The 21,915-nt window shown below is 41.6% G+C and carries 18 protein-coding genes and 1 pseudogene; 12 read left to right on the top strand and 7 right to left on the bottom strand.

Annotated elements, in window-relative coordinates; translation table 11 throughout:
- The first annotated feature begins 520 nt into the window (after positions 1–520).
- The 3 genes from HX793_RS21855 to HX793_RS21845 all read left to right on the top strand — a co-directional run bounded on the left by HX793_RS21855 (position 521) and on the right by HX793_RS21845 (position 4,428).
- Positions 521–2,059 carry a tyrosine-type recombinase/integrase gene (locus HX793_RS21855; protein ID WP_177030899.1) on the top strand — a complete coding sequence of 513 codons (1,539 nt, stop codon included), beginning with the start codon at positions 521–523 and terminating at the stop codon, positions 2,057–2,059.
- 936 nt (positions 2,060–2,995) lie between these two features.
- Positions 2,996–3,481, top strand: coding sequence for a hypothetical protein (locus HX793_RS21850; protein ID WP_044268244.1), 486 nt, complete (start codon positions 2,996–2,998; stop codon positions 3,479–3,481).
- 53 nt (positions 3,482–3,534) lie between these two features.
- Entirely contained in the window at positions 3,535–4,428 is an 894-nt protein-coding gene (locus HX793_RS21845) for a hypothetical protein (protein ID WP_177030900.1), read from the top strand.
- A gap of 68 nt (positions 4,429–4,496) precedes the next feature.
- Here the strand turns inward: HX793_RS21845 and HX793_RS21840 are convergent, their stop codons facing one another.
- From HX793_RS21840 to HX793_RS21830, 3 genes are all read right to left on the bottom strand, one after another.
- Complete coding sequence (locus tag HX793_RS21840) at positions 4,497–5,060, bottom strand: hypothetical protein (RefSeq protein ID WP_177030901.1); 564 nt, start codon at positions 5,058–5,060, stop codon at positions 4,497–4,499.
- 257 nt (positions 5,061–5,317) lie between these two features.
- Complete coding sequence (locus HX793_RS21835) at positions 5,318–7,219, bottom strand: hypothetical protein (RefSeq protein WP_177030902.1); 1,902 nt, start codon at positions 7,217–7,219, stop codon at positions 5,318–5,320.
- A gap of 108 nt (positions 7,220–7,327) precedes the next feature.
- Positions 7,328–7,627, bottom strand: a complete 300-nt coding sequence (locus HX793_RS21830) for a hypothetical protein (protein WP_177030903.1) — start codon at positions 7,625–7,627, stop codon at positions 7,328–7,330.
- 249 nt (positions 7,628–7,876) lie between these two features.
- Here HX793_RS21830 and HX793_RS21825 point away from each other — a divergent pair, with 249 nt between their 5' ends.
- Positions 7,877–8,275, top strand: coding sequence for a hypothetical protein (locus HX793_RS21825; RefSeq protein WP_177030904.1), 399 nt, complete (start codon positions 7,877–7,879; stop codon positions 8,273–8,275).
- Here the strand turns inward: HX793_RS21825 and HX793_RS21820 are convergent.
- The 3 genes from HX793_RS21820 to HX793_RS21810 form a co-directional block, all read right to left on the bottom strand.
- Positions 8,272–8,523 (bottom strand): hypothetical protein, encoded by a 252-nt coding sequence (locus tag HX793_RS21820; RefSeq protein ID WP_177030905.1) that lies wholly within the window; start codon positions 8,521–8,523, stop codon positions 8,272–8,274. The genes HX793_RS21825 and HX793_RS21820 overlap by 4 nt on opposite strands.
- A gap of 933 nt (positions 8,524–9,456) precedes the next feature.
- On the bottom strand, positions 9,457–12,033 hold the full coding sequence (locus HX793_RS21815) for a hypothetical protein (protein ID WP_256347943.1): 2,577 nt from the start codon (positions 12,031–12,033) through the stop codon (positions 9,457–9,459).
- Positions 12,034–12,092: 59 nt separating this feature from the next.
- A complete protein-coding gene (locus HX793_RS21810) occupies positions 12,093–14,765 on the bottom strand; it encodes a hypothetical protein (RefSeq protein ID WP_256347944.1) in 2,673 nt (890 codons plus the stop codon).
- A 582-nt stretch (positions 14,766–15,347) separates the two neighbouring features.
- Here HX793_RS21810 and HX793_RS21805 point away from each other — a divergent pair.
- The 3 genes from HX793_RS21805 (at position 15,348) to HX793_RS21795 (ending at position 18,130) form a co-directional block, all read left to right on the top strand.
- Entirely contained in the window at positions 15,348–15,914 is a 567-nt protein-coding gene (locus HX793_RS21805) for a hypothetical protein (protein ID WP_177030906.1), read from the top strand.
- Positions 15,915–16,057: 143 nt separating this feature from the next.
- Positions 16,058–17,062, top strand: coding sequence for a DNA adenine methylase (locus HX793_RS21800; RefSeq protein WP_177030907.1), 1,005 nt, complete (start codon positions 16,058–16,060; stop codon positions 17,060–17,062).
- Positions 17,063–17,533: 471 nt separating this feature from the next.
- The gene (locus HX793_RS21795; protein WP_177030908.1) at positions 17,534–18,130 is read left to right on the top strand and encodes a hypothetical protein; all 597 of its coding nucleotides are present in this window, start codon (positions 17,534–17,536) and stop codon (positions 18,128–18,130) included.
- Positions 18,131–18,216: 86 nt separating this feature from the next.
- Here HX793_RS21795 and HX793_RS31405 read toward each other — a convergent pair.
- Positions 18,217–18,324 (bottom strand): annotated as a pseudogene (locus HX793_RS31405) (DUF2188 domain-containing protein); the annotation flags it as partial.
- A gap of 53 nt (positions 18,325–18,377) precedes the next feature.
- Here HX793_RS31405 and HX793_RS21790 point away from each other — a divergent pair.
- From HX793_RS21790 to HX793_RS21770, 5 genes are all read left to right on the top strand, one after another.
- Complete coding sequence (locus tag HX793_RS21790; protein WP_177030909.1) at positions 18,378–19,526, top strand: hypothetical protein; 1,149 nt, start codon at positions 18,378–18,380, stop codon at positions 19,524–19,526.
- A gap of 84 nt (positions 19,527–19,610) precedes the next feature.
- Positions 19,611–20,138: a hypothetical protein gene (locus tag HX793_RS21785; protein ID WP_177030910.1), complete on the top strand. Its 528-nt coding sequence runs from the start codon at positions 19,611–19,613 to the stop codon at positions 20,136–20,138.
- Positions 20,138–20,380: a hypothetical protein gene (locus HX793_RS21780; RefSeq protein ID WP_177030911.1), complete on the top strand. Its 243-nt coding sequence runs from the start codon at positions 20,138–20,140 to the stop codon at positions 20,378–20,380. Before HX793_RS21785 ends, HX793_RS21780 begins: the two co-directional genes overlap by 1 nt.
- Before the next feature lie 16 nt (positions 20,381–20,396).
- Positions 20,397–21,089: an SOS response-associated peptidase gene (locus HX793_RS21775; protein ID WP_177030912.1), complete on the top strand. Its 693-nt coding sequence runs from the start codon at positions 20,397–20,399 to the stop codon at positions 21,087–21,089.
- 35 nt (positions 21,090–21,124) lie between these two features.
- Entirely contained in the window at positions 21,125–21,856 is a 732-nt protein-coding gene (locus HX793_RS21770; RefSeq protein ID WP_177030913.1) for a hypothetical protein, read from the top strand.
- Positions 21,857–21,915 lie beyond the last annotated feature (59 nt).

Raw genomic sequence — 21,915 nt, 5'->3', positions numbered from 1 at the left:
TTGTTTTGGGCGGTCGAAAAGTCCCGAAATGAAAAGTCCCCAAAAGCCCGGAGTGACCGCTTCCATAGGTGTTTTCAGCTCTGCATTAGTAAGGATTTTTCATAAGGGGCGACAGCGCTGGCACCCAGATACGCTGAGCGCTCTCCAGTGGCTGCTGGAGGCTTGCGAGTGCGCGACGAATGGTAGGCGAGCATTGCGCTGACAGGGCGTGTCAGGGTGCGCCTGGAGAGGCGGTTGGAATGGTGTACCGCTCACAAAAGAACCACTTTGCAGGTGATGCACTTTTCTACAGACGAAAAAAAGACCTTGAATTTCAAGGTCTTTTTTTAAGATGGTGCCCCGAGGGAGACTCGAACTGTCTCCAAAAATAGCGCAACCACCTGTAAACCTTGATAAACGGCGCTTCCAGCAATTTTTACTTCCAAATACCACTTCCAAAAAGCTGTTCGTGGCATTACAGTCTGTGCTGATGAGAAGGCCATATGCCTTCAGGCTAAAAATTGTACAGGATGCTCGCGCTATGGCGGTCGATAATCTCAAAAACATCGATGGAACGTGGTACGTCCGCGTAGCGATTCCCAAGGATGTTAGGTCTGCTTTTGGGAACCGAACTGAGTTCATCAAGAGCCTCAAAACGGGTCGTAAGAGCGAAGCCCTAGTGCTTCGTACCAAGGATCTGCATGAGTTCAAAAACCGCATAGCAGTTGAGCGGCGCAAGCTCGTCATTGAGCAAGAAATGCAGAACCTGGCTTCACTCCCGGTCGATGTGAAATTTGACGAAATGTTCCAGAACCTGGGCGAGATCAAGCGCAGGCTGATGGAGCGGAAAGAGGATAGGAAGAAAGCCTTTCAAGATTCAGAATATGAAGACGTTCAGGCAGTGAAGGAAATAGAGAGCCACCATAGTTTTCTGAATCTTTTGGCTGAAGAAAAAGAGGCTCTTGGTGAGGATTTGCACCCTGCGCTGGCTTCGATTTTGAATGAGCTGAACGAATTCCAGAGCCAACCAAGCAAAACCTTCAAGCAATCGGAAGGGCTCCTTGAGAAGCTGGAAAATACCCTTGAATTAGGTTCATTCCACGGATATGCAGAAACCAATGCAGAGAAGGAACAGGTCAAAACCTTCATTGCAGAACCAACCAAATTCGTCAAAAGGCATCCTCTGACAGAGAAGAATTTCGTTGAGTTTCACAAATATGAAGTGAAACGTAAGGTAACGCTGCGCTCTATTGATCGACATGTAAAACGCTTGAACATGCTTAAGTCGTTTCTGGAAAAACAGAAATTTGAGCTTGATTATGAATCGGTTCGTGTTTTCTTGGAATCGCTTGAGTGTGCCGATAAAACGAAATTGCAGTACCTCTGTTCCTACAACGCCTTTTACAAATTCATGTTCAATAACGTGGATTTCAGACAAAAATATCCAGTTAATCCATTTGCAAATCACGCTGTGGCTAAAATACGCCGTGGTGCGCGTAAAGAGGATGCTCGTAAAGGATTTACAAAGGAACAGGTCAAGGCGCTCTACAGCAATGCAAAAAGCCAAGAAAAGACACGTCTTGCTGATTTGATCAGGCTTGGATGCTACACAGGCGCACGAATAGAAGAAATATGCCAAATCAAGGTTGAAGATTTGGTTGAAGTGGATGGTGTTTACTGTATAGACATTAAACAGTCTAAAACCAACGCTGGTGAAAGGCTTGTACCAATTCACTCAGAATTGTTAACCCTTGTTAAACGTTTAAAGGCTGAATCCAAAGACGGATATTTACTGAAAACGAATAGGGGCGGGAAGTATGGAACAAAATCTAAAGAAATGAGCAGTGAGTTCTCTGCCTTTAAAATTGCTCTTGGATATCCAAAGGATTTAGTTTTTCACTCCTTTAGGCACACGATGGTCACTGAACTAGAACGTGCCGATACGAAAAACATTCTTGTTATGTCGATTGTAGGGCATGAAGTGGGCGGTAGTCTTTCAATGACATTTGATCGTTACTCTGATGGACCAACACCTATGGCAAAGAAAGAAGCTATTGAAAAGGTTAAATTTGATATTTGATGTACGTTCATGGAAATGCCGGAATAGCTTTAATTAATAAAGTATCTTGACGGATATTTAAGTGACAAAGGCATGATCCATAGGTTTGGGGCTTGCAGTGCTGAACAATTTCGCGCAGCGAGTGCCTGAACCTCTTAAAAGGAATGAGCTTAAAGGATCAATCAAAGTTATTGACCTGTCGAATGCATTTTCAATTCTAATGCATGATCCATTACCCAACAATTGATGGCTAGATTTGCTGACGCCTTTAAGTTTTTAAAGGGTTCTAGATATTATAGGCGCGCTATACATTTTCAGTCCTTGATTTCCGTGGCCTGTAGAGTAGCTACAGTACAAAAAACTACACTGTAGGCATAACTTACAGTACAAAATACTGAGCTGTAAGTGGCATATTTCCCACCAAAACGTGTTTTTACCTAGCTACAGTACAAAATATTGCACTGTAGTTTTGGGTTGGTTTTCTGATATTAAAATATTTATTACACTTTTTGGTGTTTAAAACACGTTTTGGTGTTTTTAAATGGTATTGTATTAAAACAAACCATTAATAACTAAAGTGAACTGCTCTCAAAATAAGACATACATTAGATTTCCTACCTCAAAAGCTGCTCTAAATGCCTTATCCAAGGTTGCCCTTGCGAGACATGCCGCTCATTCTCTTTTAATCAAGCTCTGCACACTCGCGGAAAAAACAGAGAATGGGTATTTTGTCGTCTATACAAACAAGCCAGTATTAATGGAAATCATGGATTGTTCAGGTGAAAATATTCGCAGATGTATGAATATTTTAAGTGAGCAGAGAATGATTGCCGTTGAGCAAGACAAGGTGCACGTTGGAATGATGTGGATAGAAGTTAAGTTCCTTAACCTTTAATAGATTTGCAGAAGAATAAAAAAAGACTGCGCTAACAGTCTAATTAATGAGTTGAGGTTAAAATGAAAGAGAACCCTTTTAAAAGTATAGCATTTAATAAGCTTGAAAAAAACGTTTACGCGCCGATTTTTGTAAAAGCTATGCCATTCTTTAGTGCAATAATAGCATTCGATAATGTAGCTGCACGAATAATGATGGCCGCGATTGAGAGCATGGATAGATTTAATGAATGTGAAGTAATTATTACAGAGCTCGACTCCTATTTGGGAGTGAGCGAAAACACCAGAAAGCGAGCATTGAATGTATTGAGATATATGAATTTTATAGAAACCAAAAGAAATACAGTTAAAGGCGGAAAAACTAAATTTAAAATAAGCGTACAGGTTGCTTGCAAAGGTAACGTTGAAACTAAAGTTAACATGGAAGGTGCTTTTGATGAATATTTATGTCCTTCACTGCTGGTAGACGGGCAAATCTGTAAAGAGAGTTTTGAGAAATATAAGCAGTTCAAAGGTAAAACCAAACACAAAGATGGTCTTCCGTTTTGAATTGACGATTTGTATTCCGAAAGGAGAAAAAATAACAAAAATACGAGAACAACATGACAAAAACAAAAATAGCTAGAATCGACCATTTTTCAACCCAGTTAGCATCATTTGAAGCTGACAAATTCCAAGTCATATTCAACCCTGCTACAGAAACCTTGATCGCCAAAGAGAAGGCGGCTTTCTGCCTGAAAGCGTACAACGCGCAGGGGGTGAAGGATCAGTTCTTTACTGCTGATGACCTGCTGACCGACAAGCTTTTCAAGCTGATGAGCGCCAAGAACATTGAAGGGTATGACGTAACGATTGTCCCGAAGTCAAAGACCTACCACTACCTTGCTATCAGCTCTGTCACGTCCGTAAAGCTCAAAGACCTGGCTAGCCTTGGCTTTGCCCCAACATTGGTTACTACGATCAAAGGAAGCCTTCACAGCAAGCTTTATGACCTCGTTTGCAGGATCGACAAGCATAAGGACGATGACCAGTACGCATTCAACGCACAGATGTTTGTGTGGGCTCTTAACAAGAGTGTCAGCACCTTGCGCGTACCGCGCCCAAAGAGCCTTGAAGCACCTATCCACGCTGCGGGCTTCAAGCTTCATGGCACCGGTTCATTCGTGACCTGCAATCGCTCTCTAAAGCGTTCCTGCACTGAATGTGTGGCTCAGATACAGAAGGTAAGGGGAATGAAGCTCACAGCTCCTGCTGTTGGAGTTGGTAGCCCTGATGACGCCGCTTTCTACCTAAAGGCTTTACGTGAAACGCTCGTGTACAAATCAAGACTTCTTGGTGATTCCGTGATCGATGATGTGATCGATAGGCGAGTGGCTAGGCAAGCATTTGCAGAGCATTACAGCGGTGATGACGTGTTGGCCTTCCTGATGAGCCTGGGCCACGTCAAAGCCAGGGAAAATGCATTTGAGCATGCTGTGAAGCTCATGACCTTCTAATGACTGACCACAAAAGAAAAAGCCTCATAAGAGGCTTTATTTTTGATTCGACTTCAGCAGTGTGAATATCATTTTTTGCATGATGAATGATATTCGTCATAAATTCTTTTTACTTCAAGGCTATGCAAGTGCTCCTGGCTTCTTAGATCTTTTTCAAGTTGTTCTTTAAGTCTTCTATCTTCTATTGTTTGCTTCCGCTCGTATTCAGCCTTTAAATTTTCAATGAATAAATCTTCATCTTTATTATTGTCTTCTTTAAATTTCTCAGATATTTCAGATTTTAACTTTGGGTCGTTAAGGTCTATCCCTGATTTGGTATATTGTGCCAAGGTTCTATTTTCATGCTTGCGAGTTCTATAAAACAAGATGAAGAATCTTGGTAAGTAAAACGCTAATGATAGTGATATTCCACATACTGAATAGCCCATGCCGATTAAAAAACAAAGTAAAAGGAATTTTAATGGAGGTCCTAATAGCAACATTTGGAATGCTTCGTTAGGGTCGCTAGGCAAAGGAATTAATGATGTACCAGAATATGCAACTTGTAAGTGGTAAGCCATAAACATAAGAGCTATAAGAAGCATGGCAAGGAGTAATGATTTCTTAAGAGCGCCGTTCTCTCTTTTTTCCATTCTTGATAATGTTTGGAGTAATGTTGTTCTCATTTTTAGTAAAGGGTTGTTTGTTAATCGAATTATACCATTTTGGTTTTGCTAATTAGCCCGTAAGCAAAGAAAATTGCAGAATTCCTAATTAGGATGGCTGTCGATTGATTTGAGAGCTTTCACAGGTTGGGGTGCGCCTTTATGGTGGGTAAGGTTAGGACGGCTCATAGTGGCGATTTCAAGGCACAAAAAAAGCCTCGTAGGGCTTCTGTTGGTGGCTAATCTTATTCAAATACTTTGACTGTGAAACTGAAATGTTGAGGTGTTGATTTCGCAAGTGAAACGTACTTAACAGTGACTGTGCCATTGTTAACGCTTGTGCCAGAAAGCGATAATCTTTCCAATCGAATTCTTGATTGTGTCAATCCATCTTGATTAATGTATTTATCCAATGTCACTGGCACTGACGATATTTTTACGTTAGCTGATTGACCTAATTTCGTTTTAAATGTTTTTACAAGATTGGTTATTTTGTTTTTATCGAAAACCCCGGCACTCAAATTGTCAGCATTGATATTCATTACATAGGCTTTGCCTTCAAGCTTTGATGTGTCTATTTTGTTGAGTTGGTCGATTATCAAATCGCTTTTTGAGATAGAGGTTGTGGTGAAACTCAAGTTTGAAAGAACTGAATCTTGCAAATGTTCAGCGCTTGGTGCGTTTATTTCATCGCTTATCGAAACAGCAATGCAGGTATTTGAATCAAGAATTGGCGTGGTTCCGTATGGGTAAACCGTACCAGTGGAGCTTTCGGCCTTGATCAAATACTTTGTGATTTTTCCAAGGAAACCAGCAGGGCATTCTTCTTCAATGAATTCTTTTGTAGTCGTAGTGATTTCTTTTACACATGATGTTGTGTCTTCAGTTTTAGCTTGAAAAGTCGTGTTTGTAGATCCAGACACTGGGTCGAAGATTGTTAAATTATCGCCAGTTTTTGTTACGTTACCCGAATATGTATTCTGTTGAACTCCAAAATAGCTATCACAGCTCACCGTTTGGGTGCCTGGTTTGACTTCAACGGTCACTGGCCCTGACGCTTTGCAAGTGTTCTCTTTTTCAACAATGTATGAAGAATCATTTTGTGATGATGATAAATATTGTCTTAATATTACGTGTGTTTCTCTTACGATTTTTCCTGTTTGACCAGTAGGGCAAGAAGCTTCATTTGTGCTTACCACTGTGTCTTTCATGTAGTAACAGCTATTAGATATAAGAACTATTAATTTCCAATCGCTGGTAATTCCTGCTGGTGTCACTGTCCTTGAATAAAGCCCGTTTGTTGTTCCTAATGGATAAGCTGGGTTTATTGTCGGGCAGTTTTCTTTTGCTAACTGTTGGCTTTCATTTTTTGAACAAGTGTCTTGTATGGTAACAAAGCCAGAATCATTTTTTTGGCTGCCCGTTGTCCATAAATCGTATGTTCTCGATTGTGTCATTTGCCCTGTATAGCCTGTTGGACAGGTTGGATTTTCGGTTTCAGTAACCGTTTTATAGCATTTGTTAACGTTTGTATTAAATTGGTTTAAAGCCCATTCGCTCGGCACGCCATCTTTTATAGTTCTAGTCCACGTTCCATAAATTGCGCCAAGTGGATAATCTGGATTTTTAGTCGCACAAACAGGGTTATCAAAAACCTTTGTTTCTTTTAATTGACAAGTGCTAGTAACCATCACATTAAAACCTGTTTTGAAGTTGCTATTTGCTCTATCAGGACTCCATAACGTATATTCTCGACGTTTATTTATTGAACCGGTTTCTAATGGGTTTTCGCATTTTTGAGAAATTACTTCTGATACAACTTCAGATATTTTGGCTTCTTCAATTACTGTGTTTGTCGAATCATAGCATTTTGACAAAATCTCAAATCCGTCTCCGTAGGATTCACTGCCCTTAACAAAAATCCCATTTCCCTTGTTTACATAGTTTTTACTACCATCTTTATTAATAAAAAAGACTCTTCTCATACTGATTTGTTGACCCGACTTGCATCCCCCGCTTGTTGACCATGTTTCTGCGCCTAATGATTCTTCGTATGTTTGTTCAGCAGGCCATGTGATTGCTGCTAATGCTGTATTGCTCAACAACAGAATGGTAAGTGTTGATAAAACTATTTGTAATTTTTGCATGATTTAAAGGTTTGTTTATTAGCTCAATTATACCATTTTGCCGATTCCATATTTTTCCTGTGGGCAAAATTAAAGCCTCCGTTGAGGCTCTAATTGATAAATGGTTAATCATGAAGCGTCTACATGGGCGTCGAAATCGTTTGTGTCTTCATAATCTTCAATAGGAATTCCTTTGAAGTCTGTGCTTAAAAAAGAACGTGACTGTGCATCCATATCAATGAAACCCACTGAGTCAACAATTTGTCTTGTTTTTTCAATCTGGATTTGTTCATCTATATTCTGTTTTCCTGATTTATTTTGAGTTAAGTCATCCGCATGGGATAAGCTCGAAAGTAACGCTAAAGCTGCAAAGGTAAATAATCTAATTTTCATTTTAGTAAAAGGTTTGTTGTTTTTAAATAATAGCATTTAAAAAGATAAAATCTAATTTATTGAAAAAAGAATATTCGTTAAGGCTTCGTTTTAGGTTTTAAATGGTAAACTGTAAAAGCAAGCAGCATGTTGTTCTTCTTGTAGTAAAGTCCGCTGCTTGTAGTTAGGTTTGTTTTTAGAGAGGCCCGCAATCGTGCGGGCTTTTCGCTTTCTGTGATTCCTAAGTGGCTTCGCTGCGAGATCTGGAGTTAGGATCAGATCGACTTCCTCCAGGGCTGCACTGACATGTCTCGACCGATCCGCAACAGGTACAACCCAAGGGAGCGCATTCAGCTTGATTTTGACGTGGCTACGTGTGTCCTGAACCTGAATCAGCACCTACAGGTTTTCCGTGAATTCTCAGTCTCTGATGACCGCGAAACCTTTCTACTGACACGGGGGGAGGACGCGAGAAACGCAGTGCGTGTACACCAGATCATCGCCTGTTGGCTCGGGCTTTATTGCTTGGGTGATGATGGGGAATGGCGGGGGTACTGCAGGGCGTTTGTTGAGAAATTCGTAGAGGTTGATACGGGCTTTGCAGAAGTGGCTCTAGCTGATGCCGTCAGCTACTCACAGAGCCTGCTGGAATCCCTCGATGCTGCACGTAGTCAGCTTGCCGGTGGAACAGAGAAGGGCGTTTAGGCTTCCACAAGCTCTAGGATTTCGCTACCGCTGTCGATGATGAGCCTTCTGCCCTCAAGGTGGCCTATGGGCTCTCCGTACTGGAATAGCACGTTATCCACAAGGAATCCTGCTTCTGCATGCTGGTTCTGCGCAGTGAGGCTGGAATCAAACCTGTAGAGCTTGCCATCCACCATTGCCCCAACGTCTTGGCCGTTGTGTAGCACAATGCACGGAATTTGAGGGTTGTAGCTGAATTCCTTGTCCATCTGGTCAACTCCCTGAACCTGCGGTATGGGTGAGTATAACCGGCTCTGTCGTTGCTTGGAGTTGGACAGATTCTATCGAGTTGATAGAGGCATTCGGATTCTGTTCGGAATGGCCTAGGAACGTTCTAGGGAAGGTTGAGTACCTGGTAGAGCATCCGCTGACGCGAGAAGCACCTGGGGTGGCTTATATGATTGGATAAGTAGATTCTCGTTGAATGATTCGACAGTACAAAGCAAAAGGCTTTTTGGATTTTATTCACGGGCTATTCAGTGTGATAGAAGTCAATGGCAAATGGGTTGAGCTTTAGTGCTTGCCATTTGCCGCAGGCATTGAGCTTTATTTAATCCTACCTGCAAATTTATTGAACAGACCTTTCATTCCTGACGTAGTGAAGCGGCTAGCTACGATTCGCTTATAGTGATTGTAACGATTGACCTGTTTGTAATACATGAGTTCTCTGATTAGCCACGCTACTTTTGAAATCTTCTGCGCGAATATTCCTATTGTCCACAAACAAATCGAACAGATAATTACTAGGTGGAAGGGGAATATGTCGGAGATAGGTGTGTTTCGAACAGAAAAATATGCATACCAAACATAGATGTTTGCTGAAATGAACGTGATAACCAATAAAGTTGGCAGAATCATCCAATACCTAAAAAGGCTATGATCTGCTTGCATTAGCCTTCGTATTGGAAAGAAAGTCGCTACTAATCCATATGGGAAGAATAGAGCCGTCAATTTGGCTATTTTGTAGAGGTTGTCTACTTCACAATATTGGCTCATTGCATAATCGAATTGTTGCTGAATAGCGCTTTTCTCTTCATCTGAATATTTAGATTCATTTTTTGATAATTTGATTGACATTATAGTGTTAGGTTGTTTTCCTAATTATAGCATCTGCACAATCTCAAATTGGCCATAAGGCCAATTTATATATTGTTTTTTCCGAATTTGCTTGAAGAGAATTCTATTCCTTTGGCGTGTTCAGGAAGATTACTTTCTGTTGAATATAGAATCACTCCTATGAATTCTTTGATTTTGGTTGATCTTCGAATTATGTGAATGCATAACATTAAGACAATACAAAGGTAGATGCTGATTCCCATCAGTGTTGAATAAATGTCGCCAATTCCGGTGATTCTGTATCCGATATTTAAACTGCCGGTTATTTTTTCTATGTCAATAACTTTATAGATAAATAGAGCTTTTATGTACCAGAGAGAGTGGTACAGCATCACTGCATAGCAGGTTATTGAGAGGAAAAGTAAAACCAATTCTTGGATGAATTTGAATATATCCGTATGCTTGTCAACTGTAGTTCCATTGATATTTTGAAGAATTGTAGTCGGGGCCGTGACAGAAAAACCTATCATGGATTTTATAGATGTATATATTACGCTCAAACCACTCAGTACAATTGCAAGAGGAATTGCCCAAATCAAAGCGTTTCCACCCAAAATCAGGGAGTTTGCAAAAGTGTCCAGGAAGGCAGCCATTTGCGGAACCTTGACAATTATAGCTAGCGCTATGAGAGCTTCAGGGCCAACGCTTAATCCTACGGGGTTGTAGATCTCATTGAAGCCTGTTGTTGCTGTTATACCTGTTGCAAGGATTGCAATCTTACCTGTGAATGATCCAAAGAAGCTTGATGCAAGGTCGATTATGTTTTTGCTAGCGTTTAATCCTGCTGACTCTTTAGTTCTGCTAAACGTGTTCTTTCTGATTGCATCATTTACTCTGAGTTCTGCTTTGATAATCATACCTACTGCAAGAAGGTTTTGCCCAAAGCCTTCAATTTCTAAAAACACAGAACCACATTCTCTGCCGCTAGGGGACGTTGAGCTAGAGTACTGCAAGCAGTCAACCACTCTATCTATACTTAAAGGACCGTCATTTCCGATTGTAATGGATTTCAAAAATGCCGTGTCCCAATCCTTTGCAACTGGTGATAACTGACTTGCATCAAGGCTATTGTTTATGAAGTACTGTAAATTAATATTCGACTGAATCCTTTCGTATTCAACAGTGAAGGCTTCTTTGTCCTTAATTTCAGATGTAAGTATGCTTGACGATTGATACATGTCTAATTTTAACGTTGAAGCTAATTGCTCACCTGGGCCAGAGAATAGGGTGTTTTTGAAATCGGTATTCAATATCTTTGCAAAAAAAGTAACCATGTTGGGATTGGTCATGTATCTGTTTTTGAAATACAGGTTGTAAAAATTCAGTGAGTCAGCACAGTTCTTTGGGCTTGAGTCATTTGCACAAGCCATTTCTGCACAAGCTCTCAACGTTGATTCAAGGGTCGAATTGCTGGTAAAGGTGGTTGAGTTGGCATCACGATCTAAACTGGTTTCTGACCCGGCGCTGTGGTCAACAGTTGAGCAAACTCTTACCATTCGGTCTTTGGGCATCAACGCTTCTGTGTATCCTGGAGCCCGGTTGAGGTCATCAATCACGCGCCCGTGCATGCATTTTGCGGCATCGTAGGCGTAGTCTTTGATGCTATTAGGGCTCATACCGCTGAGATTGAAATTCTCTTCGTCACTGCAAACGAGCTGACCTTGTGTGTATGTGTCAGGTACTCCCAATCTAGGTTTACCTGCCTTGATTACGTTCTCAGCGATTCCTTGTGCCTTCTGAATATATTCTTCCTCAATGATTCGTTTCATTGTATCAATCGAATTTTCCACATAGCTGGATAAGCCATAACGTTTTGCAATGCTTTCGGTATTCATGTCGATTGTGAAGCTGACATCAAGTATGCAGCTCCCCACTTGGTGAAAGGCTGAGAATTCACCTGTAGACTCGTTAAAGTTGAAGATGATTTTTTGTTTTTTTGAGGCTTCTTGCTCTGACATACTCGACGTACACAATTGAAAGCTAATCGCGTTGTACTCGTTAGCTGGTCCACCTGAATTCACAGCGGGGATAAAGCGCTTTGGGTATTCAATTTTGGTTTGTTGAGCATCGTTGAATAAATAATATTCCGCTATGGAGTGAGCTTTGTAAAACGTCCCTATCGCTAACTTTGTAAATAGGTTGTATCTAATACCCTGTTCATTCACGAAGACGGGATAAGCAAAAGCATAAAATAGTAAGGTGATTAAAGTGGCCGTTAATGCAGAGTTTTTCTCGTTCATTTTTTGAGAGGCTGCGGCAAATACTTTAATATAAAACCACCTGCTAAGAATTAAAAACGCAAGAGTGGTAATCACTGTGAGCATTTTCCAGATAGACAGATTTACTATCTTGGATACGCCGCTATTAAACTTGTTGTTCTTTCCAATGCAGTTATATTTGCCAGTTTCTGTTCCTTCAGCAATGCTCTTTGTCATTTCACAGCCGAACACAGAGTCTAATACTGGCTCTGTGAACCCTGCCCTTCTTTCTTCATCTGTTTGTGACTGTATGTATGCAGTTGCTTTAGAGCCAATAGACTCTGCATTAGCAAATTGTGGGAATAAAGTTAATAGAAGCAGAAATGCATAAGTTGAGAATTTCATTAAAGGTGGGCTTGTTTTAAAGTATTATACCATTTCAAGCCCTTCTTAATGACTCGTAATCACCTTCGTTTGTAGGATGTTAAAGAAGAAATAAAGCCTGTGCTTAACTTATTAATCATACCTATTGAGCCGATTGATAAAACATTCACGATTATCATCATCCAGCCTATAATCTTGATTCCCGCTTCTGCAAACATCATGTGTCCTCTGAGTAATTTAAGGGTGTTTTGCATAAAGTGCAGGCAAATGCTTGTCGAAACCAATGTCACGATGAATGGTCTTATACACTCAATAAAGAATCCAACAATGTTGTCAAAGATACCGCCTCTTTCGTAATAGAATGATGCATCTGTGAATACTAAAACGACCCTGATGACCTCCCAATTAATCGTATATCCAATTAAAGGTAGCATTGGGAAAACTGTAATGCTCACTGCAAACGCAAAAATATTCCTGCGCATTGCGGCGAAATTGTCACCATCATTCAGTCTCACGAAAGCGAATAGGAAAAATGGTGAGAATTTAATAAGTGCTATCACAAAGTATTTTTGTGTGACCGCCATTGTGTAGAACGGCAATATAGTTACTGAGATAAGCAAAAATCTGTAACCATTACTAATCTTGTCAAGTGTGAGACTCAAAGACACAATGCTTGAGCCAATACCTGCTGCTATGAAAGTTACTGTCTGTGCTAATGAGCTTCCTGCTTGAATTTTATTTGGCTTTCCAATGTTAGCTGCGCTATCGGTTTTAGGCATTTCAATTTTTGACTTGGCATAATCGTTAGCAATTTGCCCTGTAATAGCTAGGGTCAGTCCGAAGGCTCTCAAATCGCTAGCCGTATTGCTTAAGCTGGTTGCGTACAATTGATAACATTTGATTGGGTGAGTAACTGAAAGCTTGCAGCGTTTTAAGGCAGTAGAAGGCAATTCAAAGCCTATTCCTGCGCCTTGTTCAAAGTCATTGTGCATTCCAGCAGACGTACCATTATCGAAGATCAGCTTCTGAGTAATAGCTTCTGCATCAGTGATAGTTGGTAATGTTGCACGGTCAGTCTTTAAGAAGTAATTTCTGACGTATTGGCTGATGTTGACCCGGTTATTATAGTCAGCTTCATATCCGTGCGCTCGTGCCCATTCGTCATCTATGAAGAAATCCACTGCCTTCCTTTCTGAAGTTTGCAAGACTTTGGTGTTGAATAGGTTTTGATTGATGCTCGTGAAAGTAGTCTCTTCAACAAGATTCTGGTAATTGAAATAGAAATTTAGCTCCCCCTCTTTAATCATTTTTTTCAACTGGTCCAGGATCGAAGGACTTTCCAAAGCCGTGCTGAACGCATCGTTGAAAGCTAAAATTCTGTCACGATAAGTGTCTTCCAGTTTCTTTCTCGTTTCGTAGAGCTTTGTTTTGTAAGTCGCTATTGGGTCTTCGCCCATCACTTGCCAGTCGTTTCCCACGCATTCAATTGAGCCCGTGCCTCTGGCCCCAATGCCTTTATGTGCATCTATGTAGGTTTTTGCGGAAAGGCGCAGTTGTTTATTTTCTGCACATACCAGTTTCAAGACAGTCACAGCAACATCGTCTGCTAGCTTAAAATCGTTTGGTAATTCTTTGAGGTAAGTGTTTGCTCTCGTATCCTTATAGAACATCACCATTACGTTGTTTTTTATGTCTTCGTATTCGGCTTTCTTGTTTTCAAACGGGCCGTTACGCAGTTCATTTCTTAACTGGTTTGCAGTTGCTTCTACTGTGCGAATGTCAGCTTCGTCCCTAAACCTTTCGTTGTATCTGATTTCCTTCAAATAAGGTGTTGCCGTACCTGCATCAAGCTCTGATTTGAATACCGTAACAGGGTCAAGCTTAAACAATAGCTCTCCGTCTTCGCTAAACTTCTTAAATGTGAAGGTATTGTTTTCCTTATTTGATATGTCTGATAGCGAATTCGATACAACCCAATTCGAAGAATCACTCTTATTGAAAATGTCGTTGTAAAGTTGACTTGAAAGCCTCGCGACAATGGCTTTTGAAATTAATTGGTTCGACAATGCCGAAGCCGTAAAGGCGGCTTGTCCCTTTGTCACATCATCTACTACGCCTGTTTCAGAGTCTTTAACCGTTGTTTCCAAATATCCCTTCTGTCTAACCCAACTTACCATTTGTATGAATTTCTGCTTTGCGATTTCAGATGTTACGTCAAGCCTTATGATTACTGCATCTGCTATGGATAAAGAGTTTTTCTGTCCGACCATTCCTAGCCCAATTATTCCAACCGCCGCAATTGCTATGAATAGGTTGTTCAAGAAGCTATATCTGGCTTTTACCTGTTCTCCGTGATCATTTTTTGAGTCATGAAATTCACCCGTTTTCCAAGCTTTGAGCGCCATGATTAACCATATTATAATAAATATCGCAATTATTAGGTATGAAGCTAAATCCCTTGTGTATTGCTTGTCTCTTATAAAATGATCTTGGCTAGCTTCATCAAAACGTAACTGTGAATCCGTTTTTGTTTCCTGGATCTTTGCGTATTGGGCGTCTTGATCATTGCTTAGAAGAAGAACCCCTTCGCCCACTGAACTGCTCATTAGCTTCATGGCGATGTTTTCAGGACAAAGCGTTGATGAATTAGGATCTACTGTTTTGTTATCTGATTTGAATCCACACTCTGCTGCTGATGCTTGTGACATATACAGAAAAGGCAATAGAAGAAAGGCGAGAGCTAATTGACGCATTAGTAATAGGTTTTGTTTTCTAAATTATACCATTTTGGTTAGTGAATTCCGGCTGATAAGCCGATTGCCTTTTTTACCCCTTTCCCTAGCTCCTGGTGGATCTTCTACCCTCCTTGGCTAGGCAGTGTGAGTTCTCGCTCTGCTTCCTACCCCAGGGAGACAAGGAAGCTCCTAGTGAGCTGTGCGAAACATCAAAGGTTGTTAGGCGGCCTTTTTCGCTGTTCCCAAGCTGTGATTTACATATTTTTTCAAAAATCATTTTAATCGACTTCCTTGCATCTGATCGAGTTTGACTATCAGAAACGGTAGGTATGAACAGGGTTTCCCTAAAAATCCGATTTTTATTTTCCCCCAAAAAAGTCATTCCCTTTTTCTATATGACCTCTAGCCCTTAGAAACTAAGAGCTGCAGCGATGTGTGAAACTCTATGTATTATTTATCAAAATCATCATTTCGAATTTAATATTTTCAGACTTAATAAGAATCTGTTTTTTCTTAATTTTGGTTGTTTGACAATGTTTTTAAAATCATTAAAGTTCGCTTCATCGAATCACAGGGATTCGAAAATATGAGGTAAACACAATGGCTAACGTATTCCGCACAGAATATGAAGTAAAAGGTGCAGAGCAAGAAATTAAGAAGTTTATTTTCGAAGTTTTAGGCGATGGTGTAACTGAGCGTCAATATTTCGATATGGACAAGATTCTTCCCATGAATGGTCAAGACATGGATACCGTCTGGGGAAGCGAAAGTGAAGCATTCAATTTTCAACTGTGTCACATGATTTCAACTAAGATTGTTTTTCGGTTTGATACTAATAGCGGTACACCTCACCACGTATGCTTTGCACTGATGAATAAATACTCTCATCTTACTTTCAATGTTCGTTCATGTTGTGAATTGCTTAATGAGGCGGTTCGTTTCGTGAAAGATCCCCGCTTTCAAGGCATTGGTTGTGAATGTCATGTGTGGAGTGATGATGGTGGAAAATGGAAAAAACACATAAAACATGAAGCCAAATATTTATGGGGTTATTCGAACAAGCCAAACCTTGAAAAGCGTGGTTTTGTAAAAATAGGAAATACCTATGTAAAGGTTCATTACGGTGTTTCGCTGGAGGAACTGCGTCCACGCTTCAAGGTTTCCTAACGTTAATCGAAAAAGTACAACTCATTTGCACTACCTGAAATAGCTCTATTTCTAAAGGCTGATTGAGTTCAGCAGTGCAAGCCCGAAAAGTTAAAGTCTTTTCCGCTGGTTCATTCTGAATCCGTGTATCGCTCTGTGCGCGTGTGAAATATTTGGGCTCAAAAGCCAAACTGCTTGGCTTCATTGATTCTGTAGTCAGTGATTGCGTTTCTACAATTGCAAAGCCATCAAATGAGATTGTTCTGTGTGACCTGTTCAGCGGGTCGGGCAGGGTAGCGAATCACTTCAAAAATCGTTTCAAGGTCGTAGCTAATGACCTGGAGTACTACTCCTATGCGACGCTTGAAAATCTGCTGAACAATGACCCTTCGACCGTCTACGAATGTCAGCCGATCATCGACTACATGAACCACGGCATGGATGGTGTTGAAGGCTTCATTTTTCAGAATTATAGCGAAGCTGGTGGCCGTACCTTCTTTACCAATGCAAACGCTATGAGGATCGACGCTGGGGTGTCTCTGGTGTACGAGCTGTATGGCAAAGGGGAGCTGACTGATGGGCAGTTCTACTATTGCCTCTGCTCCGTGATAGAGGCTGCTGACAGGGTGAGCAACACCACTGGGCTGTACTCATCGTTCCTCAAGAAATTCACTGCTGCTTCGCTCAAACCCATTGAGTTCAGAGAGTTCGACCTCAAGGAATCGGTGGCAAGCAATGAGGTGTTCCTTGGAGACGCTAACAAACTGTTGCAGCGGGTGAGTGGTGACGTTCTCTACCTCGATCCACCTTACACCTCAATGCAGTACGGAAATGCTTATCACGTCCTCAACACTATTGCGCAGAACGAGCGTCCGACGATCCACGGGATCAGCGGTCGGCCTGAAGGCCGGAACGTCTCTCCATGGGCTAGTAGGCCGAAGGTTGAAGCCGAATTCAGGCAGCTTGTTGATTCGGCCAATTTTGAATACCTGGTCATGAGCTATTCAAACGAAAGCATCATGCCGGTGGATCTGATTGTCGATGTGATGAGCTGCTATGGCACATACGAAAGAAAAGAAATGCAGTACAAGAAATTCAAATCACGTAAAGAAGCTGCTAATGAAATTTACGTGACTGAATATCTACATGTGTTGCACAAGAATAAATGATCGCTGTTTTATTAATATATCTGAATAGGAGGGTTCCATAATGGTTGCTACAGACGGTTATGCAGTGTTGTTCGATTTTATGAGCAGGGAGGAATGTGAAGCAGAATTAAAAACGCATAAGTCATCGTTTCCAATGTTCGGCGGTTTCAATAATAGGACTTCAGGTTTCATGATTCATCCTAAACGCAAGCCGGTCTACGAAATAATTTCGAGATTAATGTTCGCTACGTGGAATGAATGTTTAAGATGTGATAACGACTGCTGCGATGTTCAAGCAAGGTATCTATGTGATGATATTTTTAAAAAGTGCTTTCGTCGTAAAGTTCAGGATTTAGAATTTGAGAAGATTTTTAAAGCTTTCAATAGGATCTACAAGGCAGCCTTAAAGTCTTCTAATTATGTTGCTTTTTTCAAAATGGTATAATAGATGGAATGAGGGCAATTCAGTCTTCATAGTGTAAGGTGATAAAAATGAGTACGAGATTAACAAAAGATGAACTAAATGATCTGATTAATGAGTCAATAAAAAGCTCTATTAGATTCAACGCTGAACAAGACTGTATCACTGTAGATGGTGGTAGCGCTCAAGCAGATCAAGGATATTATGCTAGGTACGCTAATGATAAAGATAAAATTATCAAAGCCGCCGGTATTGATCCAGCTAGAGTTAAAGTTGAAGATAATTTAGAAAGTATCTTGATAGGGCGTGACATAGTCAAGGCTATCTTAAGTGAGGCATCATTGAGTGAGTTGAAAAGACAATTTCAGAAAGGCCATGTAAAGATTGATGTTTCTAAGTCACTCTCCATATTGCAGTTTAGCGATGAGATTGCTAGTTATGCTGGCACCACTGATGCTTTATCTGCCTCCAAAGTACAATTTAGCAATGGGACTAAAGAATTGTTTTTTTATGTTCCTGCGCTGCATGAAAACGGTGGAAGGCCCTCTTTGGAGTATGGATTGAAAGCGGTATCTGATTATGTGATCGATGCCTTAAGTAGCTTAAAGGTTAAGGATAATTTGTTAAGTGAAAATAAACCGGCTTTAAAATCCAGACTAAAGATTTAACAAATTGTATAATGCAAAAAATAGACTGGCCACAGAGGCGGTTTTTTTAGTTAGTGTAAAGCCCTCGAGAGCTTTACATTGCTGATTTATCCCTTCGATTTAGTCGGGTCAGCGCTACGCGGGTAGGTGCGTTCTTCCTGGATGGTCCCATCTTCTTTATGGATTTTAAGGAAGACGGTTTTGCCTTCTAAAAACTTAACCGCTAGGCTACTATCGACCTACAGACACAACGTCTAAAGGGATAGGAATGCATAACGCCACTCTGGATACTCAGCTTAATATGAAAATCCCAGTCCAATGTGAGAAAACCGGTATTCAGGGATTAGTATTTATTAAGGATGTTCAAGCCTTGCCGTTAACATTGGATAACTGGCTTGAATTTTCTAACACAAATGATTTGAAGATAAAAATTCACGGTATTGTTGCAGATAAGCCAGATTGGGATAAAAAGTTTCCCCCAGTTGGTCAGGGGTTTAAGCTTGGGTTTTCAGTTGATCCAACCTTAAAGAACTCATGTTTTACATTGGTGAAAGGCGGATGGGTGCCTATATTTTATGCCTTTTCCAAGGGGAATATTATTGCCGATAGGAATCTGGTTTCTGAAATTCAAGCTAGATTTTTGAATGGTGAAATGTCATCAGGAACAATGCCGAACGATTTTTTAGACTATATCTGTGATAAGAGCTGTTCATGTACTCTCCACACAATATCTTATGCGCTTGAAAGTAATGAGCGAAAACTCCCTTCGTCAGAAAAAATTATTGAACAACATCGTGCAGCCTTAAAAACCTTATCGAGAGCTTTACCCCACGTTAAAACCTGGCCCGAATCCGATTCGGACCTTGAACACTTTCTGGCTTTGGCAGATAAGTTTCGTGAGTATTTTTCGCAAGGAATGCGCCTTCTCATTAAGTTAGCTCCATTGGTGATTAATTCACCAGCTCGTAATAAAAGAGTTGATAGGTGGAAAGCCATGGCACAAATAGCTAGGGCTGAAAATATTCCTGTAAGTCATATTGTATTTCTTGCCTGTTTGAGTGCTACTTCTGCTGAACAAGGTTTCAATCCGGCTCAAAAACTTATCAAGCCAAAAGCGATTTACACGGAAGAGGATGCATACAATTCTATGTATGATCTTTTTTTGATTATGCTTACTAACGTTCTCCAGACCCAGGCGCCAGAGCTAAAGATCACTCTTGTCACTCGCGATAAAAATTTGGCCTTCTTTTGGATGGGGCTTACCTTTGCAGATACATCAAGCCCTGGTCAGCAGATGATTGGGCTTCACCAAAAGTTATTGCCAGTTTCCGAATCAGAGTTAAAAGAACTTGCAGTCATCCTAGGAGAAGGGCGGGTTAACGCTTCCTGGGAAATGCCAGCTCAACCCAAATATTAGTTTTGTAGTCCATAACTTTTTATGAATTTCTCTCTATTGGAGGTATCCAAATTTCTACCTACGATTTAATGGATGGATCGAGACTTGAAAATTGCATGCCTTGGATGGGGATCGCTGATATGGAAGCCTGGTGCGTTGCCTCTAGCTTCAGACTGGTTCAGTGACGGGCCTGAACTGCCTATCGAGTTTTCACGGGTTGGCGACAGCGGCGAGCTTGCAACCACAATCTGCCTTAACGCGCCTCCGTGTCAGGTGCTATGGGCAGTGCTAGACGTGAAGTCGCTCGATGAGGCTGTGCAGGCCCTTCGTGAGCGCGAGCAAATTCCTGATGACAGAGCTGATGGTGTTGGTGTGTTCACTATCACTAGCTCCACTGTCGGAGTCCTGGGAAAGTGGGCTGCTGACCGTCAGTTGGACGCCGTAATATGGACTGACTTGCCTCCACGATTTGAAGATGTTGAAGGCTTGATTCCCTCTCTCGATGATGTGCTTTCGTACCTGATCTCACTGGACGGGAAGACGTTGGAACACGCCAAGGCGTATATGGAAAACGTTCCTGAACAGATCGATACACCCTACCGGCGAGAGATCAAAAAGCTTGGGTGGGACTGATGAGTAAGGACAGCAAGACACTGCTAGCTGGGATCATCGAACATCTCCGGGTGTTACGTGCAACGGTCGCTGAATTGGAATCTGTTGCTGAGATCGAGGTTGATGCTCTGCGAGGGAGTCAGACTGTCGATGTGGATGACTCAATTCACCTGTCATTCATGAAGCTTCAAGACCAGATAGGCGAGATGGAAGAAACCCTAGCAACGATTGCTGAAGCCACAGGCGAGATTCCCAAGCTGTGATTGAAGGAGAAGGTTTATGTGTGGTCGATTCGCGATGTTCAGAAGCCTTGATGAGTATGTGCAGGAACTCGACCCGCAGGGGGATCTGTTCGCGAAGGTCGATAGGACACCTATCGCCCGCTACAACATCGCTCCTAGCACTGACGTTCCTGTCATTCATGCCGAGCCTGAAGGCCCGCAGATCTCACCCGTGCATTGGGGTTGGAAGCGTGAGGTGTCTTGGCCGAAGCCGAAGGTTGTGCAGCCGATCAATGCCAGAATCGAAACCATAGCTCGTGGTCGATTCTATAAAACACTTTTCCCTGACCATCGGGCGCTGATTCCAGCGGACGGCTGGTATGAATGGGTCAAGATACCTGGTGATGAGAAGAAGCAACCCTTCTTCATCAGGTTGAAGAGCCACAAGCCTATGTTCTTCGCTGGACTTGCCCAGGTAGAGCCAGGTAATTCACCTGATGAGCCACCGGGCTTTTTAATTATCACTGCCGATGCTGATGGGGGCATGGTAGACGTACATGACCGTAGGCCAGTGGTTCTTTCTCCCGAGCTTGCGCGGGAATGGCTTTCCCCTGAACTGACGAAGGATCGGGCCAAGGAAATTGCCCGCGATCTTGGGCAACCTGCAGAAGATTTTGAGTGGTATCCGGTCAGCAAGGACGTGGGAAACGTGAAGAACAAAGGGGCTTATCTCATAAAATCGATAACCTAAATGCTAGAATCAGCACATAACAAATAAAAATATGTATGCAAAACCTAAAACCAGAATACCGCGCACAGGTTCAAAGCTTCATTAAAGCTTTGGATTATTCCAACAACGTCAGCCCTGACGTTGATTACAAAATGTCGAAAATAAAAGAAGAAGCGTTTCTACCGCGCTGGTTAACAGCTTTGGTTGCAGAAGAGGTTCGTGTGCAAGGTGAGAAAGCCCCGAACGTTCTTAATTTTGGTAGCCCTGTTTTCACCAACACGGTGATTCAGAAGGGTGGAGAAGACTACTATGGCTTTGACATGTGCAATGTCTATACACAGATAGACCATGCTCCAATGACCATAAACGCCCTAACCAAGACTGTGGATAACTACGTCACTTTGAGGAATCACAGTGTCAGCCAAGGTGAGCCTATGCTAGATCTCGATAACACCTTTAAGCAGTGGTACGAGAAGGTGAAAGGTATGACGTTGGAAGACCCTGAAGCGCAGTTGGTGAGGAACATCACTGAGAAGGGGATTCTTATCAAGAAGCTGGATGACCTCCAAAAGCTCTCTGGCGATGATTTCACTAAATGGCGTGAGCTAGACATGCCCAATACCTGGATAGCCCTCAACCCATTCGTCAAAGGCTTTAAAAACGAATTCATTGTTCCCAACAGGTTTGCTGATTTTGAAAACTCTTTTGCTAAACGAGTGATGGACGTTTTTTCTGCGCCTGCCCCGGTTGAGCAAAACAAGCCAGATAGGCCAAGATTTAAATTATGAAATTAATTTGCTTAACGCGTAAATTATGCTAATCCGGTTTGGGAAACTCTGAAAAAGAC

It is taken from the genome of Pseudomonas reactans, from assembly GCF_013387025.1.
GTDB lineage: Bacteria > Pseudomonadota > Gammaproteobacteria > Pseudomonadales > Pseudomonadaceae > Aquipseudomonas > Aquipseudomonas reactans.
This window is presented reverse-complemented; position numbering and strand designations above follow the sequence as displayed.